A 15,657-nucleotide genomic window follows, 5' to 3' on the forward strand; every position below is an offset into this window, starting at 1 on the left:
CGCAACTGTCTCACTTTGCGACGCTTTTCCCTGTGTCTTTAAGCTTCGGAACGAGTTGAGAACGAATCGCGGCCGAATCGCAGACTCCCCATCAGTCCTGTTCCGTTCACGCAACATGTCGCGGGAGACTTATTGACTGCGCACTAGATGGAGTTTCGGGCTGCCGCACAAGCGACGTTTCGGTGGCGCGTTCCTTAAAATTGGGGATGGCGCGGAGTCGAATCAGAATCGGCGAGGAGTCAAATGGATTCCCTGCTCAAGGCCCCCTCCAAAACAAAACCGCGAAAACAACCCCATGCACAGTAGGTAAGTCGTTGAAATCACTTGTGTTTATTTTCGCCAAACGGGCGGGCCGCCAGGCCTATTGCGTCTTCGCGACCCGCGGCGGCTGGGCTGATGTGATGAAGCTGGTGGCTTCCAGCATCGCGGGCCCGAGCGGCGTCGGCACTTTCAGCCAGAACGGGACCAGGACGCGCGTGCCCGCCACCGGCGCGAACGCGATCTCGATGTTGCGCTGGGCGGCGAGGTATTTGATCACGGGGCGGTCGGGGATGTAGCCCGCCACAGGCACGAAGAACAGCGAGCAGACCACGACCGGGCCGTGATAGCCCTTCTCCGCCTTGACGGTCTCCATGCGCTTGAAATCGAGCTTGAGCTCGTAGCGCATGCGGCCGTCGAACACGGCGGCGCTGCCGTGGCAGGCGTCCGGCGACAGCACGTCGCCGGTGCCGGGCACGCGCACCAGCGAGGCCGTCATCGGATCCCAGACGCCACGGCGATGCGCATCGGTGACGACGATGCGGTCTGCATCGACCGGGGGCTCCGGTACGATGGCAAAATCCTTCACATTGCCCTTGTCGAGCGTGATGCGGATTTCCTCGGTCTTTTTCGAGGTGGTGGTGGAGGCTTGGTAGCCGGTCGCGACCAGAGCGCCGTTGACCACCCGCCCTTGGCTGGCGCCGGTGCCGGACCCACCCGCGAACGACTTCAGCAGCCCCGTGGTGCCGCCCGAGGCGGCTGCGGCGAACACGTCGTCTCCGATATCGATATTCCATGCGCCTCGCCCGACGGGAATGCCGGCCAGCGAGGCCTCATATTGCGCCTCGAGCTTGCCTTGCGCCGCCGCGGGCTCCGCCGCCCACGCCAAAACCAGCCCGCACAGGGCCGCCATGGCCAGCCGGCCGGCAGAGCGCGGATCGCTTGCGCGCCGCTCCGTTGAGCGCAGGCCGGGCGCATGATGAGGCGTTGTGAACACGAAACAATCCAATCGGAGCGCGAACGGTTGTTACTTAAGCCAAATACCGCGGCAAGCAATGTGTCCGGGCATGTCCGCTTCCGAACTCCACTGAACTCTTCGGGTGCGAATACGCCCTTTATGTGATGGTAAAGCGCTTGAAACACTGCCGTTTTGGTGATCGGGGGATCGCTCCGGGCTCCAGTACCTCTCCCGCTTGCGGGAGAGGTCGCGCGAAGCGCGGGTGAGGGTTTTCTCCTCTCGGAGACACTGCCTGTGATAACGATTGCCCCTCCGCGGAGGTACCCCCACCCCAGCCCTCCCCCGCAAGCGGGAGAGGGGGTGGACCGCCGCCGGCGTGGAGCACGAAACCCGCCCCAAAACCTTGACGGCCCGCCCCTTCCCCCCTATACGTCCGCCCGCTCCCTGCAAGGACAGAGAATTTGCCCGTGGCGCCCCGAATGGCGGCCGCACATCGTTGGGAAAGATTGAGGATTTTGCCATGTCTCGCCGCTGCGAATTGACGGCCAAGGGCCCCCAGGTCGGCCACACGGTCAGCCACTCCAACATCAAGACCAAGCGCCGCTTCCTGCCGAACCTGGTCAACGTGACCTTCATCAGCGAAGCGCTGGGCCGCAACGTGCGCCTGCGCGTCTCCACCAGCGCGATCAAGAGCGTCGACCACAATGGCGGCCTCGACCCCTTCCTGATCAAGGCCAAGGCCGCCGTGCTGTCGCCGCGCGCCCTCGAGCTGAAGCGCGCCATTCAGAAGAAGGTCGGCCCGACGCCTGCGCCGGCGAAGAAGGCGAGCTAAAAATTTTCTAATTGGGCGGGGGCTCGCGTCGCGAGGCGTAGGCTTAGCCGGAGAGAGTTTTGCGTGACGGCCGGATCGGAAGATCCGGCCGTTTTTGTTGGTGGGAGGCAAAACTGTCTAGCCCGATTTCGCCTTGCGCTTTCGGTTGGCCTTTACCGTCTCGCGGTTTTGCTTTGTGGCAGGCGAATGCTTTTTCGATGGGCCGCGCTTCAGGGTCTTCGCGTCCCTCCGCTCGCGAGCAGCATCGCGCGATAAGCCTAGCTCCTCGTACGTCACCGGATCGGCCGAGCAGGCCTGATAGCTAGCGTCAAGTGACGGCCCCAACGCGAGGATCGCAGTGATCCGCCGAACAATCTCCGAAACATAGGTTACTTCATCCGGCTGTAGCGAACGTCCAAGCACGCTCTTTTCTCGATAGCTGAGCCACTTCTTGATTACTTGATAGCCACCGAGGTCATAGTCCCAGACTCTGTCCGGGATATTCGACCAATAGCAGTCGCCATTGAGGTAGACGTCGCGAGTTCGAGGACCAACCAACAGCAAAAGGTCATTCAGCGTCAATCCGTGAATCTCAGCTTCCGCTTCGAGTGCGCCAATCTCAGCCGAGGTGTAATCGCGACTGACGGTGAGCCCCTGACCCGCCATGGTTTTTCGATTTCCGGTTTTATTATCGGCTTGGAAATAGCCCCACCCGGCAGTCAAACTTAGGTCCGACGCTCCGAGCGAAGCACCATCCTGCTTCATCGGCAGACCTAGAAAATTGATTCCGGGGCGCGACTTCCCTTTTGAAATACCGACTACCGGCTTTTCGGGGTTAAGCAATGTCGCCAGCGTCTCGCCTAGATCGGCTGATCGCGTTAGCTGATCAGCATCTCTTGGAACCGGCACTCGGGCCCAATCCATACGAAGAGCTCCAGCGTTTTCGACACGATATTTCGGCGCCTGCAAAACCGCCACAACATGGTAAAAAATTCGGTCCGGAGACAATTTTTGGGAGCTCACGAAATCATATAGAGATCGGGTAAGATTCAGGACTCGATCGTTCCCATCCATCAGGAGTTGCGGAAACATGCCGACGTTACTTTCGACCAAATGATGGTCGCAGAGACAGCTTGTCACCTGTGGCTGATAGAAATCCTCCTTCCGGTTTCGCTCACCAGCGCTCAAAAAGAGATTACTAGTCGCAACATGCGGCCAATACTCTGTTCGCTTCTCGTCAAGAAGCTTGGTCTCCGGCTCTCGATAAAGCCAGCGTATGTCGAATGGCCTATATGCATATGGAACTATCGCGTCAGCAGCGATTCCACGCTTGAGAAGCTTCGCTCTTGTCTCAACAGGATCAAAGCGATCCGAAGTTGTCATAACCTGCGGATATTTGGATCGAATCTCTTCATCTGAAAGCTTTGAACTGAAGTATTCCTGTAGCCGATGCTCCAATACACTGCGCTCAGTGCTGACAAGAAACTCATCTCGACTGGTCTTTACTCCCGGGAACGACGTCGGAAGAATATCCGGCAAAGAAAGCCAAGAAAAATAGTCATCTCGAACAGTCAAAGGACGAAATGGGACATCGACTTCCCAATAAAGCTTCGGCCTTGAATAGATAATATCGTTGTCGGCATCAGCCGAGTTCAAAAGCTGCTCTCGCTTTTTTTCACCCCAAATTTCGCGGAATTGTACGGATGATGCAGGTTGATGCTCCAGCTTCCGTACCAACGTTGTAATAGCCGTGCCGACCTGAATCCCCTCGCGGTTATGCTCCGTCGAAAAAACTGAAGGATCAGGTGCCCCATCAGGGGTCGTCTTGCCCGTCTTGTACTTATCTCCATTTAGGCAATCGATCCGAATGGCGTCGTAGGCTTCAAGATATCTTTCGCGCATTGCGGTGAAGGATGCGCCATCGAGCCAAGAATAGTTTGAGACGAAGCAGACAATGCCGTGACCACCATCTTCGTAGTTATATTGAAGTTCATCATCCAGAAGGTCCATCTTCTCGACGGTAAGCTTTTGCACGATCCGGCGTTCAGCCATTCGAAAAAAACGCACGTACAGGTCGTTCAGCCCCTGCCCTTCCGGTCGACGAACCTTTTTAGGCTTCTTGTATGCTTCGCTAAGCGCACGCTCCTCACGGCTATCATTCACGCCCGCAAAGCCATTGTAGGGAGGATTTCCGATTACAACGATGATGCGCTTCTTTTGCTTTATGTCGTCAGCCCGAGACCGCTCCTCTTCGAGATCTGGAAACGGCAGCGGCTTAGTAATGTGTGGCTCCCAACCCGTCAGGGCGTTGGTAAGAAAAACGCCCGCGCGCTCGGTACTGCTGTCCAGTGCCGCGCCCATCTCTCTTAGAGTCAAACCCACTTGAAGATGGGCAACCACAAAAGGAGCCGGCATAATCTCGAAGCCAAATATTCGAGTCAGGGCGGCCTTTTTTACCATCTGACCTTTAAGCGCGCCAAACCCCTTCGCCTGATAACTAGCTTCGATTCGTTTTAGTACCGCGGAGAGAAATGCTCCCGTGCCGCAACAAGGATCAAGAACAAACACCTCATCAGAAGCAAGCCCATCTTCTATTCCCAAATCTTCCCGAAGGGCTTTGTCTACGCGCGCGACCATGTAGGTCACGACCTCATTCGGAGTGTACCAAACTCCCAACTCTTTCCGGAGTTCAGGATCGAAAGCCTCCAAGAATGGCTCGTAAAAGAACTGAACGGCATCTGCGTCGTTGAAGCGTTTGAAAAACTCTTGTGCTTCGACTCGATTTAGCGTTGCCGCGGTCCAATCCAGTACTTCGACCAGATGCAATGGCTGCAATTGAGCAGGACTTGAGATTTGGTCGAACAACGTTCGAACGAACGGCACGGTGAGGTGCCACGTTGCTTGTCGCCACTGGAAGCTTGGCGATGAACGTGGCGTTTCTCTCGCCCAAAGCGCCCACGCGGAGAACATTCCATAAAACAATGTCTGAACGAGAGTCGATCGGAAGAAATGTTCGCCCTTTTCAGCATCGAAAGTCACGCCAAGCGCTTCTTCAAGAGACGACCGCACGTTGGTAAGCGCAGGAAGATTGCCGGCATTCTCTACGCGCTGAAGTGCGTCACGCGCGTATGAGGCTAAAAACCACGCGACATCTCTTTGAGCTGCACCCGGTTCTGAAGACACCAAGTTAGGTGTTTTATGGAGCAGGAGGTGCGTCATGGAGAGAAGGCAGTTTACGCGGGAGTTCAAGCTTGAGGCCGTGCGGCTGATCAAGCAGCGCGGCGTGTCGTATGCGCAGGCGTCCAAAGACCTTGGTATTCATCCGACACAGTTGCGCAGTTGGGTGAAGCAGCTTGCGGACGATCCACAACATGCATTCCCTGGCCACGGTCAGATGAAGCCGGAGCAACTGGAGATCGCGCAGCTGAAGCGCGAGGTCATCAAGCTTAAAGCCGAACGGGACATCCTAAAAAAAGCCGCGGCCTACTTCGCGAAGGAATCGACGTGAAGTTCGGTTTCGTTGCGAAGCACCGAAGGATCTGGCCGGCGGAATGGTTGTGCGAGGCGCTCGGTGTCTCGCGGGGTGGCTTCTATGCCTGGCTGACACGGCCGCGCAGTGAACGCAGCCGGACCGAAGAAGAGCTTGGCGCGAAGGTTCGAGCCAGCTTCCTGGCCAGCGACCGGACCTATGGCGCCAGGCGGGTGTGGCACGACCTGCTGGCCGAAGGGATATCTTGCGGGCTGCACCGGATCGAACGATTGATGCGGCTGCAGGCCCTTAAAGCACGCCCACGACGGCGTCGACTGCCGCCCGATCTGGGTGAGCGGCAGATCGCCGCCGTCGCTCCCAACGTGCTCGACCGCTCCTTCGAAGCGCCCGCTCCCAATCGCAAATGGATCGCTGACTTCACCTATGTTTGGACGGCGGAGGGTTGGCTCTATGTGGCCGCAGTCGTTGATCTGTTCTCGCGGCGGGTGGTCGGCTGGTCAATGAGTACAGCAATGACGGCACAGCTCGTCACCGATGCCCTGGTGATGGCGATCTGGCGACGAGGCAAGCCGGACGCGCTGTTGCATCATTCCGATCGCGGCAGCCAATACACCAGCGAACAGTTCCAGAGGCTGATGGCCGATCACGGCGTGGTCTGCTCGATGAGCCGGTCAGGCAATGTCTGGGACAACGCTGCAATGGAGAGCTTCTTCTCGTCCTTGAAGACCGAGCGAACAGCGCGCAAAGTGTACCGGTCACGCAACGAGGCCAAGGCCGACGTGTTCGACTACATCGAGCGCTTCTACAATCCGAAGCGAAGGCATTCGACGATCGGATATCTGAGCCCTATGGAGTTCGAACGGAAGGTTGGATTAGCTTAAGCCGGTGTCAACAGAACCGGGTGCAGCTCACTCGGCTCGCGGAGCTCGATAGACTGCGTCATCGCACGCTTTAGATATTCTGCGAACGCGCGCCCCACCTGTTCGGCCGATTTCCTCGGGGTCGCCACCATCTGCCAGAACGATTTTGCGGATGCTGCTAGCTCAAATCTCTCTAATTTCTTCGCCTCACCTGTCGGGCCCGTTCCCACGATGAGAAAGCTTCGCAAGTTGCAAACAAGCACAAGCCTATAGGCACCAAAGTACTTGCTGACCTGCTTTGTCTCCGCGATGAGCCAGGCGTTGTCCTCGACGCCCTTCATTTCGATAACGCCTCGTTCAGGGGGCTGCCCTTTCCGCGGCTCGCCCTTCTGAATCTGATTTGCCGCATACAGTCCGAAATCTGGATGGCCGGCCCCAGTATTAGCCAGGTCAGCTAAGCACAGGACCTTTGGCTTTAACTCCTGACCGAGACCATTCAACAGTTCAGCAAGTGCGGGATAGTACGACCGTTCGTCTGTGCCTGCCCCAAGACCGTGCTCGTCTCGCAGTCGCGAGAAATAACGTTCAACAATTTGGATGAGTTTATCAGTCAATGCTAAATTTCGACCTTGATTGTAGAATCAGAACATTTGCACGGTAGAATCCATAGCATCAACCGATACGTGCAGAATAGGTGGTCGAAGTTGCGACTAAAGCGTAGCGCCGATCCTTTCCAGCTGCTCGCCTCTTTCTTTCCCGCTATGCCGGCCTCGGTTAGCATCACCGAGAGGGGCATCCCTGGATGCACGAGCACAAGGTCGAACCAAGCCTGAACCGAAAAATCTCATAACCTGCTGTGTCGGCACGGGCAACGAGATTACCAAGAACATCTCCAACACCTTCGAAGCTGCATCGCTGCCTGCGCAACACGGACAGCCGCAGCGGGTCGTTGTGTTGACATTTGTTAACACCTTCAGCATCTTCAGGCCCCGACACGGCTGATCGGCCCAGACACCCGTATGAGATCGAGGCCGTTGTCGTTGACTCCGAATCGATAGGTTGGCGGTGGCGCAAGATGGGGCATTGGGGACGGCTGTTCTGTCCGCATGCCGGTCGTGACGGCTGCCAGGTCGGCGTGAACGGCACACCGAAGAACCCGGAAGACCACGCCCGGCAGGTGATGCGGCGATCGCGCGCTGCCCGCACGGTGGAGAGGACAAGTGAAGAAATTCGAATTCAGCATCATTGCATCCGGCCTCGATCCTGCGGCGGAGGATTTCGAGCAGCGCTTCTATGATGCGGGCTGCGACGACGCGGCGATCGCCTTCCAGAAGGGCCACATCATCGTCGACTTCACTCGTGAGGCGAAATCAGTCAGCGAGGCCATCGTCACAGCGGTGCAGAACGTGCAGGCCGCCGGCGCCCACGTCGATCGGGTCGAGCCCGACCCGCTCGTCAGCCTCTCCGATATCGCCGCTCGAACCGGCATGACGCGCGCGGCGATGACGCAATATTCCAAGGGAAAGCGCGCCAAGGATTTTCCTGCGCCGGTCGCCCGCGTGACGTCCGACAGCCCGCTGTGGGATTGGGCGACGGTCTCAAAATGGCTATTTCAACACGACAAGCTTAGCCGCGACGAGGCGATCCAGGCGGCTGCCGTGCGAGCGGCCAATGCGGCGATCGGATCGCGCACGGCTAAGCTCGAAGAGACTTTGAAGGGAAGCCTGAAAGCCTACGAGAAAGAACTCGACCGGGCCGCGTGAGGCGGGGGGATTGCGCCCTCGGCTGGATGGCTGGTGGCGAATTGCTGCGCGGGCTCGCCCGTTCCCTTCCCTACCCGCGAAAATCAATATTCCTCAGCACGGTCCCCCGCTGGCGTCCCCTCAAACTCCGTCGCCTGATACTTCCGCTCACGCAGGCTTCGATGCACTCGCGCAGGCGCACGAACCGAGCTTCGCGCTCGGCATCTCTGCGCGCACGCCAGGCGCTAGCGCCCCGCGCGCGTTAACCGTCCATTAACCAACGCACCCTAGCCTAAACTCATCGTCCAGCCATCATTAGCCCGAAATGCCTTCCCGGCTCGCTCCAGGAGAAGCGCCGATGTGCGTTGCGTTGTTGACGTATGCCGATCTCAGTGCCCGCCTCAATATCTCGCGCGAGGCCGCTCGTTCGCTTGCCGGGCGACGCGGTTTGCCACGCTCGCGCTCGGACGATGGGAAAGCCCTGGTGAGCGTTGATTTCTCCGAATTCCGGTACACGCCTCGCCCACGAATTGGCCGCCCGGCAGACCGCATCGATGTCTCCATGGCAAAGATCGAGGCCTTCAAGATCGAGGCATTCAAGGCAGAGGTCGCGCGGCTCGAAGCAGTCGCAGCCGGCTACCGGTCAGATCTCGAGCGCGAGCGCGAGTGCGCCGATCGCCTCGCCGTCGAGCTGACGCAGGCGGCTGCCGAGACGATGGCCGCCAATGCGTGGGCGGCACGACTGGAAGACGAAGTGGCGGCTCTGCGGACCGGTCGCCGGGCTGGCGGCGCGACCACGGGACCAGCCGCGCTTCGATTGGGACATCTGGCCGCGGCCATCGTGGACGCAGACCGCGCGGCTTGCGGGTAGCACTCGATACTCATCCCATCCCGGCCTGCCGGAGCAACCGCGAGGACAGAATGACTGGCACTACAGATATTCGCGAGATGAAGGCGCGCATTGTCGTATTCGGGGTTGGCGGCGCTGGCGGCAATGCCGTCAACAACATGATCACGGCCGGGCTGCAGGGGGTCGACTTCGTCGTCGCCAATACCGACGCGCAGGCGCTTGCCATGTCGAAGGCGACGCGCCTCATCCAGCTGGGCACACAGGTGACTGCGGGCCTTGGCGCCGGCTCGCAACCCGAATTGGGACGCGCCGCAGCCGAGGAGGCAATCGATACGATCCGCGAACATCTGACCAGCGCGCACATGGTGTTCGTGACTGCCGGCATGGGCGGCGGTACCGGCACCGGGGCTGCACCCATCATCGCGAGGACCGCGCGCGAGCTCGGCATCCTCACGATCGGCGTGGTCACCAAGCCATTCTACTTCGAGGGCCAGCGCCGCATGCGCTTTGCCGAAGCCGGCATCGAGGAATTGCTGAAGACAGTCGACACCCTGCTGATCATCCCGAACCAGAACCTGTTCCGGGTGGCCAGCGCGAAGACCACATTCGCCGATGCCTTTGCCCTTGCCGATCAGGTGCTTTATTCGGGCGTGGCCTGCATCAGCGACCTCATCGTCAAGGAAGGCCTGATCAATCTCGATTTTGCCGACGTTCTCTCCGTGATGCGAGAGAAGGGCAAGGCGATGATGGGACGGGGCGAAGCTTCCGGCGAGAAACGCGTGCTCGCCGCCGCCGTGGCCGCGATTTCCAATCCGTTGATCGAGAACCCCTCGATCAAGCGCGCCAGTGGCCTCATCATCTCCATCACCGGCGGCAGGGATCTCATGCTGTTCGAAGTCGACGAAGCTGCCACCCGCATTCGCGACGAGGCCGACCCGGACGCCAACATCATCGTCGGCGCGTCGTTTGACGAAAGCCTCGAGGGCATCGTCCGCGTCTCGGTGGTGGCGACCGGAATCGACAATCTCGATCCGGCGCTGCAGACGCCGCCGGCGGAAACCTCACTCACGCAGCTCGCCGGCAGGCTGCGCAACGACAGCCGCCGCATCGCCGATCGCGTCGAGCGCAGCGCACCGCTTCCGCAGGTGGAAAGCCCGCCGCTCCACCCCGCGGCCGGCCGACCCACGGGGCAACCGGCAAGGCCGGATCTGGAATATGCGCGCCAGGCAGCTCCTCAGCCGCTCGATCCCTACGGCCGCTCATCTCCACGCAACGCGACCGACGAAAGCATTCTCGATATTCCGGCCTTCCTGCGCCGCGCCGCCAACTGAGCTGGCCGCAAGAGCCGGAGTTACTTGCCTGGCGGACCAGCGAGCCTGACAACGGGTCGTCATCCCGGGGCTCAACCAACGGGTCCGCGCGAAGCGCGGCCCGGTGACAGACTCCCTCGCGAGCTACGATGCCGGGAATGGGCCGCTCCTAGGCGTCCAGGGCGCGATGAGATTGGGACGAATCGTCATCGCGCAATTTCATCGGCGACTTCCGAACGTCATGCATTCGAGCTTCTTGAGGTGCGCGGCGCGCCGATGATTCACGCTGCCGTGCTGCGCGGGCTCTCCGCTGTTTCCTTTTCCGGCTCCTTGTCGCGAGACAGCCATGCCGGGAAGCGAAGCAGGCGATCGTTGTTGTCTTTTGGCGGTTCCACGGGCGGTACGATGGCCCCCTCATTGGCCGAACTCGGGATGTCCGATGCAGCGTGGCCTATTCGCACCGCATCCGCGCGCTGATCCAGTTCGCGCACCAAGGGATCGATGACGTTGTCGATTTCGGCCGCCACCGATACCAGGAAGCTATTGAGCTCGCGGGCCTCGGGCACAACTGCCGCAGCCTGCACGATCGCCTTGCAGAGACCATCGACAACAGGTGCAAACGCGCTCCCGGCCTGTTTGATTCGGGTTTTGATCGCTTCGATTTCGCCCAGGACGCGATCACGCTCCCGCCTGTTCTTCTCCTCCGAAAGGCGGGTTTCGATTTCGGCGATCTGAGCCGTCAGGGTCGCAGCCTCGGATGCAAGAGCATCGCGTCGTCCGCGCGCGCGATCGAGATCGCGACCGAGATTGTCCACTAAGTCGTCCTTTCCGAACATGGCATTGCTCCGTAGGACAGCCGTTTTGGTCTGTATGAACGCCTTGGCACGAACCGCGAGCCCGCCAAGCAGATGAAAGGCAGGATCGGCTGGCATCAACTTCGGTCGCGTCACATGGGCCGACATGGTGATCCCCCAATCCTCACATTAGGCGACCGCATGGTTAACAGATGGTTAATATCAACAGCTGAGGCGGTAAAGGGGCCTGCGGATGCGGTCGAAATGCGCGAAGCCTGCACGCTCGCGGTGCGAACCGTCGCCTCGCCTACCCCCGAAAATCAATGCTCCGCAACACGATGCCCGGCGGGGTGCCCTCGAACTCCGTCGCCTGATATTTCCGTTCCACGCAGGCTTCGATGCGCTCGCGCAGGCGGGTGAACTGCTCTTCGCGCTCGGAGGGCCGGGCGCGCGGACCGCGCTCGAGGTCGTCCATCGCGGAGGTCGAGATCGCGCAGGCGATCTGCTTCGCGCCGTCCTGCATCGAGAACTGGACGATGCCCCGGTCCTGTTCGTGGCCGATGAAGCGGCTGCTGGTGAGCGTCATGGGGTACTCCTTGTGCCGATTGGTTCTGGTGCGCTCCCTCTCCCGCTTGCGGGGGAGGGTTGGGGTGGGGGTGTCTCCACAAGCGATAACCCCGATGAGGAGAGAGCCCTCACCCGCCGCGCGCGGGACGATGCTTCCCATCGCCCGGGGCGCGTCGACCTCTCCCGCAAGCGGGAGAGGTGCAGCGAGCCCGGGGCTTGCGGCTCGAGTCAATTATCGCCGTTCAGCCTTGCGAAATCGTCGAACAGCGCGGCCACCAGCGCGCGGTGGCGGGTGTCCTCAGTGGGCAGGCCCGCGGCATAGAGGTTGAGCAGATGGCGCGCCTTCACGGCGGCCTCGGGCCAGGACGCGGCCGGCACCGACATCATGCGGTTTTCGAGATCGGCCTCGCGCTCGCGCAGCTCCCTGACCTGGGCCTCGACGTCGGCCAGCGCGCGGCGCAGATCGGTTGCCTTCTGGGCGGCCATGCCGCGGTGGCTGTCGAGATCGACCGGGATGTCAGTCATTTCAGGCACTCGCGTCGATGCGTTGGGCATCCGCCAGGTCGACCGAGCCGATCGACAGCATCTCCGTCGCACCGCGCACGCCTTCGGAGGGCACCGTGATCATGGTGGCGACGCGGCGATAGGACGCGAACGACAGGCCCTCGATCATCTCCTCGTCGGTGACGACCTCATAGGCGCCGGCCGGCAACTCGCGCTCGACGCCGCGGATGTGGAATGGATATTTGAAGGTGACGGTTTCTCGCCGCGAGCGGATGGTCATGCACACCTGCCTTTCACAAAGAAGGGGCCTCAACCGACGCCAGCTGCCGCAAACATGCGCCCCTAGCGCGGCAATAGCCAGCATTATGTCAGCGCGGGCGGGCACTTAAGGCCGCATCGCGGCGCTCGCGCGCGGCGTTTTTGTCCTCGCAATCGGCATGACGCAGGCGTACGCTCGTAAGCGTCAGCGCAACTCACGCAATTGCCGTGAGGTCGAGATTGCGCTGCATGTTCCGCGTTTCGTGTGCGCGGCACCGCGTGTCTTTTCTCTCGTCGCCGCGTGCCCAGCGCATACGGCAGCGCCAATCTCGCAGTCGAACGAACCCAGCGAATTCGAGCCCCACAGGAGACGGACGTCATGGCCAAGGGACAGCAACGCAGCAATCGCGAGACCAAGAAGCCGAAGAAGGACAAAGTCAAAGCAACCGCCGCGGCACCGAGCCGCAAGGACGCCGCCTGGCAGCCGGAGATCGGTCAGGGGAAGAAGAAGTAGGGGCGATCGAGGCCGGGCGCCTCGTCCTTCGAGACGACCGCTACGCGGTCTCCTCAGGATGAGGCTTGGCTGCATCCGTCTGCGTTGAAATGCTGCCGCACACTCATCCCTCATCCTGAGGGCCCGCCGGAGGCGGGCGTCTCGAAGGATGGCCGCAGTCGAGCTTCCAGCCATATGTTTCTTCATATGCGATAGCCCTGCCCCACAATGGGAGAGGGAGAAGCGACCGCTATCATCTCTTCTCCCTACCTTTTTCCGCTATACTCGCCCGGGTAGCATTACCGGGAGGGCGTACCGTGGAGCACGACCGCACGACCGACCATCAATCCGAGCCGAAAAACCTCGTCATCTGCTGTGACGGCACCGGCAACGAGATCTCGGAGAACATCTCCAACGTCCTGAAGCTCTATCGCTGCCTGCGCAAGACCGACAAGACGTCGCCGCGGCAGATGGTGTTCTACGATCCAGGCGTCGGCACCGTGACGGAGCCGTCGACGTGGCACCGCTGGAAAGCCAACGTCAATCTGGTGCTGGGGCTCGCCACCGGCTACGGGCTCGATGACAATGTGCTGTCGGCCTATCGCTTCCTGGTCGAGCACTACGCGCCGGGCGACAAGATCTATCTGTTCGGCTTCTCGCGCGGCGCCTATACGGTGCGGGTGCTGGCGGGGCTGATCCACAAGATCGGGCTGATCTCGCCGGAGCAGGCGAACCTCGCAGGCTCCGGCCTCGTCGCCTACAAGCAATATTCCGGCACCGGGCGCGGCAACGACATCGAGGACCTCAAGGGTATCGATGTCGATGATCAGGGGCCGTTGCCGAAAGACGAATTCGACCTCGCCGCGCAATTCGCGCGCATCACCTCCACGCGCTGGCCGACCATCCATTTCATCGGCGTCTGGGACACGGTGGCGAGCGTGATCGTGCCGCGGCGCGACGTCTTCTTCCTCGTGTTCAGCCTGGAGGAGCTCGCCTTCACACTGCGCAATCCGAGCGTCAACATCTTCCGGCAGGCGATCGCGATCGACGAGCGGCGCTGCATGTTCCGCCTCAAGAAGCATGACGAGCCGCAGGAGTACTGGAGCCACCGTTACGTGCCCGACGAGAAGAAGGAGCCACAGGACATTTTGCAGGTGTGGTTCGCCGGCGTGCACTGCGATGTCGGCGGCGGTTATCCGGAGGCAGAGAGCGGCGAGTCCAAATATCCGCTGATCTGGATGATCGAAGAGGCGGCGAAGGCCGGGCTGAACTTCAACCCGCGCACCGTGAACCAGCTCGCCTGGGGCATCCAGCGCAAGCACTCACCGTTCCAGTATGTCGAGCCCGCCTACACCGGCACGACCGGCGAGCTGCACAATTCAATGACGGCGCTCTGGCGCGTGCTGGAGTATCTGCCGAAGAGCGCGACATACAAGGAATGGCCGGAGCGGAAAGTCTTTCTCGGCTTCTACATCCCCGATTGCGAACCGCGCCCCATCCCCGACGGCGCGCATGTGCATGAGAGCGTGCTGAAGCGGATGGCGGTGGAGCCGGGATACCGGCCGGTGAATTTGCCGAAGGATTATGTGACCGTGCCGATGCCGGTGCCGCCGGGTGTGGGGGCGGCGGCGGAGACGGAGGAGATCGTGGCGGAGTGAGGTGGGGCCTCGTCATACCCCACTACCGCCGCTTTCTCCATTCGCCGACACTTTTCATTAAAATTCTCGCCCCCGCCTTAGCTGGATCGCATCAACTCCTCTGCATCATCTCCCAGACCACCCGCGCTATTCGCGGAAATTGGAGGAGAGTGCCAATGCATCCGCGCCGACATGCCCGCGTCAAACCCGCCGGCCTGGTGTCCCGCCAGGCCAAGATCATCACCGACCCGCGCGCGCCGGTCATCGTCTGCACGCTGATCGACTATTCGCCCGGCGGCGCCTGCGTCGATCTCGGCGGGCAGGTGAAGATTCCTGATCGGTTCGAGCTGCTGCACGTGAATACCAAGAAGCGCTGCCGCGTGGCGTGGAAGCGCGGCACGAAGGTGGGCGTGGTGTTCTAGGCGAAGCCGCCCCACCTACTTCCGCATCCGCGCCTTCGCCCCCGCGACGATCTGCATCGCGACACCTGCGATCCAGCCCAACAAGGCGAACCAGCTCCACGCGATGTGCGGATCGAGGCGGAGCACGATGATGGCGACCGAGGCGAATGCGGTGAGCGTGGCGCAGAGCGTGCCGGCGGAGCTCAACAGTTCCGCGGCGTCGATGTCGCCGTGGGCCTCGTCGAAGGGCAGCTGCGGCGTGTCGATGCCGAGATAGAAGCCGACGAAGCCCAGCACCATCATCAGCAGCAGGAAGCCCTCCGTGGTGAGCGCGGGTATCACAGATCCCACATAGGCGCCGACGAACAGCCCGCACGCCGCGCCTGCCATCGCAAGACCCACGCGCTCGATGACGTGGGCAGCTTTCCGGACACGAAACCGCATGGCGGGCCTCCGTGACGAATTGGAGTGCGCGCGAGGTTAGGCCAGTTTTGCCTGACGTGGAAGGTGAGAGGGGTTACGGATGCGTGAGGTTAACTCCCTCTCCCGCAAGCGGCAGGGCTATCGCATATGACGTCCTGGCGGACGCTGAGCGAGCGCCTCGTCCTTCGAGACGACCGCTTTGCGGTCTCCTCAGGATGAGGCTGAGCGGCATCGTTGCCTGCCGAAAGTGCTACCGCGCACTCCGTCCTCATCCTGAGGGCCCGCCAAAGGCGGGCGTCTC

The 15,657-nt window shown here is 61.0% G+C and carries 16 protein-coding genes; 8 read left to right on the forward strand and 8 right to left on the reverse strand.

The window, feature by feature from the left end:
• Positions 1–361 precede the first annotated feature (361 nt).
• Positions 362–1,171 carry a DUF3108 domain-containing protein gene (locus tag ACVWW3_RS29630; RefSeq protein ID WP_354050289.1) on the reverse strand — a complete coding sequence of 270 codons (810 nt, stop codon included), beginning with the start codon at positions 1,169–1,171 and terminating at the stop codon, positions 362–364.
• 565 nt (positions 1,172–1,736) lie between these two features.
• Between ACVWW3_RS29630 and rpmB the strand changes: the two genes are divergently transcribed.
• Positions 1,737–2,048 carry a 50S ribosomal protein L28 gene (rpmB, locus tag ACVWW3_RS29635; protein WP_247441676.1) on the forward strand — a complete coding sequence of 104 codons (312 nt, stop codon included), beginning with the start codon at positions 1,737–1,739 and terminating at the stop codon, positions 2,046–2,048.
• Positions 2,049–2,165: 117 nt separating this feature from the next.
• Here rpmB and ACVWW3_RS29640 read toward each other — a convergent pair whose 3' ends face one another.
• Positions 2,166–5,246 (reverse strand): type ISP restriction/modification enzyme, encoded by a 3,081-nt coding sequence (locus ACVWW3_RS29640; protein ID WP_456672231.1) that lies wholly within the window; start codon positions 5,244–5,246, stop codon positions 2,166–2,168.
• Between ACVWW3_RS29640 and ACVWW3_RS29645 the strand changes: the two genes are divergently transcribed.
• Positions 5,245–6,398, forward strand: a protein-coding gene (locus ACVWW3_RS29645) for an IS3 family transposase (protein WP_354049800.1) whose coding sequence is annotated in 2 segments (ribosomal slippage) — positions 5,245–5,503 and positions 5,503–6,398 — 1,155 coding nt in all. Because the reading frame shifts where the segments join, the coding sequence is not laid out codon by codon here. The genes ACVWW3_RS29640 and ACVWW3_RS29645 overlap by 2 nt on opposite strands.
• Here ACVWW3_RS29645 and ACVWW3_RS29650 read toward each other — a convergent pair.
• Positions 6,395–6,991 (reverse strand): hypothetical protein, encoded by a 597-nt coding sequence (locus ACVWW3_RS29650; RefSeq protein WP_456647790.1) that lies wholly within the window; start codon positions 6,989–6,991, stop codon positions 6,395–6,397. The two genes, ACVWW3_RS29645 and ACVWW3_RS29650, sit on opposite strands and share 4 nt — an antisense overlap.
• 606 nt (positions 6,992–7,597) lie before the next feature.
• Between ACVWW3_RS29650 and ACVWW3_RS29655 the strand changes: the two genes are divergently transcribed.
• The 3 genes from ACVWW3_RS29655 to ftsZ all read left to right on the forward strand — a co-directional run bounded on the left by ACVWW3_RS29655 (position 7,598) and on the right by ftsZ (position 10,300).
• Entirely contained in the window at positions 7,598–8,140 is a 543-nt protein-coding gene (locus ACVWW3_RS29655; protein ID WP_456647789.1) for a hypothetical protein, read from the forward strand.
• A 541-nt stretch (positions 8,141–8,681) separates the two neighbouring features.
• Entirely contained in the window at positions 8,682–8,990 is a 309-nt protein-coding gene (locus tag ACVWW3_RS29660) for a hypothetical protein (protein ID WP_456647788.1), read from the forward strand.
• Between the two features lie 50 nt (positions 8,991–9,040).
• Entirely contained in the window at positions 9,041–10,300 is a 1,260-nt protein-coding gene (gene ftsZ, locus ACVWW3_RS29665) for a cell division protein FtsZ (RefSeq protein WP_456647787.1), read from the forward strand.
• Positions 10,301–10,560: 260 nt separating this feature from the next.
• Here ftsZ and ACVWW3_RS29670 read toward each other — a convergent pair whose 3' ends face one another.
• The 4 genes from ACVWW3_RS29670 to ACVWW3_RS29685 all read right to left on the reverse strand — a co-directional run bounded on the left by ACVWW3_RS29670 (position 10,561) and on the right by ACVWW3_RS29685 (position 12,424).
• Positions 10,561–11,241: a hypothetical protein gene (locus tag ACVWW3_RS29670; protein WP_456647786.1), complete on the reverse strand. Its 681-nt coding sequence runs from the start codon at positions 11,239–11,241 to the stop codon at positions 10,561–10,563.
• A gap of 139 nt (positions 11,242–11,380) precedes the next feature.
• Positions 11,381–11,659 (reverse strand): DUF1488 family protein, encoded by a 279-nt coding sequence (locus tag ACVWW3_RS29675; RefSeq protein ID WP_247448225.1) that lies wholly within the window; start codon positions 11,657–11,659, stop codon positions 11,381–11,383.
• Positions 11,660–11,868: 209 nt separating this feature from the next.
• On the reverse strand, positions 11,869–12,165 hold the full coding sequence (locus ACVWW3_RS29680; protein WP_456647785.1) for a hypothetical protein: 297 nt from the start codon (positions 12,163–12,165) through the stop codon (positions 11,869–11,871).
• 1 nt (position 12,166) lies between these two features.
• Positions 12,167–12,424 (reverse strand): hypothetical protein, encoded by a 258-nt coding sequence (locus ACVWW3_RS29685; protein WP_456647784.1) that lies wholly within the window; start codon positions 12,422–12,424, stop codon positions 12,167–12,169.
• A gap of 357 nt (positions 12,425–12,781) precedes the next feature.
• Between ACVWW3_RS29685 and ACVWW3_RS29690 the strand changes: the two genes are divergently transcribed.
• The 3 genes from ACVWW3_RS29690 (at position 12,782) to ACVWW3_RS29700 (ending at position 14,954) form a co-directional block, all read left to right on the forward strand.
• Positions 12,782–12,916: a hypothetical protein gene (locus ACVWW3_RS29690; RefSeq protein ID WP_256467629.1), complete on the forward strand. Its 135-nt coding sequence runs from the start codon at positions 12,782–12,784 to the stop codon at positions 12,914–12,916.
• Between the two features lie 296 nt (positions 12,917–13,212).
• A complete protein-coding gene (locus ACVWW3_RS29695; RefSeq protein WP_456647783.1) occupies positions 13,213–14,553 on the forward strand; it encodes a DUF2235 domain-containing protein in 1,341 nt (446 codons plus the stop codon).
• A gap of 155 nt (positions 14,554–14,708) precedes the next feature.
• Positions 14,709–14,954 carry a PilZ domain-containing protein gene (locus ACVWW3_RS29700; RefSeq protein WP_027535908.1) on the forward strand — a complete coding sequence of 82 codons (246 nt, stop codon included), beginning with the start codon at positions 14,709–14,711 and terminating at the stop codon, positions 14,952–14,954.
• Positions 14,955–14,969: 15 nt separating this feature from the next.
• Here ACVWW3_RS29700 and ACVWW3_RS29705 read toward each other — a convergent pair whose 3' ends face one another.
• Positions 14,970–15,377 carry a hypothetical protein gene (locus tag ACVWW3_RS29705; protein WP_247448221.1) on the reverse strand — a complete coding sequence of 136 codons (408 nt, stop codon included), beginning with the start codon at positions 15,375–15,377 and terminating at the stop codon, positions 14,970–14,972.
• Between the last annotated feature and the right edge of the window lie 280 nt (positions 15,378–15,657).

The sequence above is a fragment of the Bradyrhizobium sp. LM2.9 genome (assembly GCF_054056555.1).

Coding starts and splice junctions, on each gene's coding strand:
- ACVWW3_RS29630 (WP_354050289.1), bottom strand. CDS start 1,171: ATGGCGGCCCTGTGCGGGCTGGTTTTGGCGTGGGCGGCGGAGCCCGCG.
- rpmB (WP_247441676.1), top strand. CDS start 1,737: ATGTCTCGCCGCTGCGAATTGACGGCCAAGGGCCCCCAGGTCGGCCAC.
- ACVWW3_RS29640 (WP_456672231.1), bottom strand. CDS start 5,246: ATGACGCACCTCCTGCTCCATAAAACACCTAACTTGGTGTCTTCAGAA.
- ACVWW3_RS29660 (WP_456647788.1), top strand. CDS start 8,682: ATGGCAAAGATCGAGGCCTTCAAGATCGAGGCATTCAAGGCAGAGGTC.
- ftsZ (WP_456647787.1), top strand. CDS start 9,041: ATGACTGGCACTACAGATATTCGCGAGATGAAGGCGCGCATTGTCGTA.
- ACVWW3_RS29670 (WP_456647786.1), bottom strand. CDS start 11,241: ATGTCGGCCCATGTGACGCGACCGAAGTTGATGCCAGCCGATCCTGCC.
- ACVWW3_RS29675 (WP_247448225.1), bottom strand. CDS start 11,659: ATGACGCTCACCAGCAGCCGCTTCATCGGCCACGAACAGGACCGGGGC.
- ACVWW3_RS29680 (WP_456647785.1), bottom strand. CDS start 12,165: ATGACTGACATCCCGGTCGATCTCGACAGCCACCGCGGCATGGCCGCC.
- ACVWW3_RS29685 (WP_456647784.1), bottom strand. CDS start 12,424: ATGACCATCCGCTCGCGGCGAGAAACCGTCACCTTCAAATATCCATTC.
- ACVWW3_RS29690 (WP_256467629.1), top strand. CDS start 12,782: ATGGCCAAGGGACAGCAACGCAGCAATCGCGAGACCAAGAAGCCGAAG.
- ACVWW3_RS29700 (WP_027535908.1), top strand. CDS start 14,709: ATGCATCCGCGCCGACATGCCCGCGTCAAACCCGCCGGCCTGGTGTCC.
- ACVWW3_RS29705 (WP_247448221.1), bottom strand. CDS start 15,377: ATGCGGTTTCGTGTCCGGAAAGCTGCCCACGTCATCGAGCGCGTGGGT.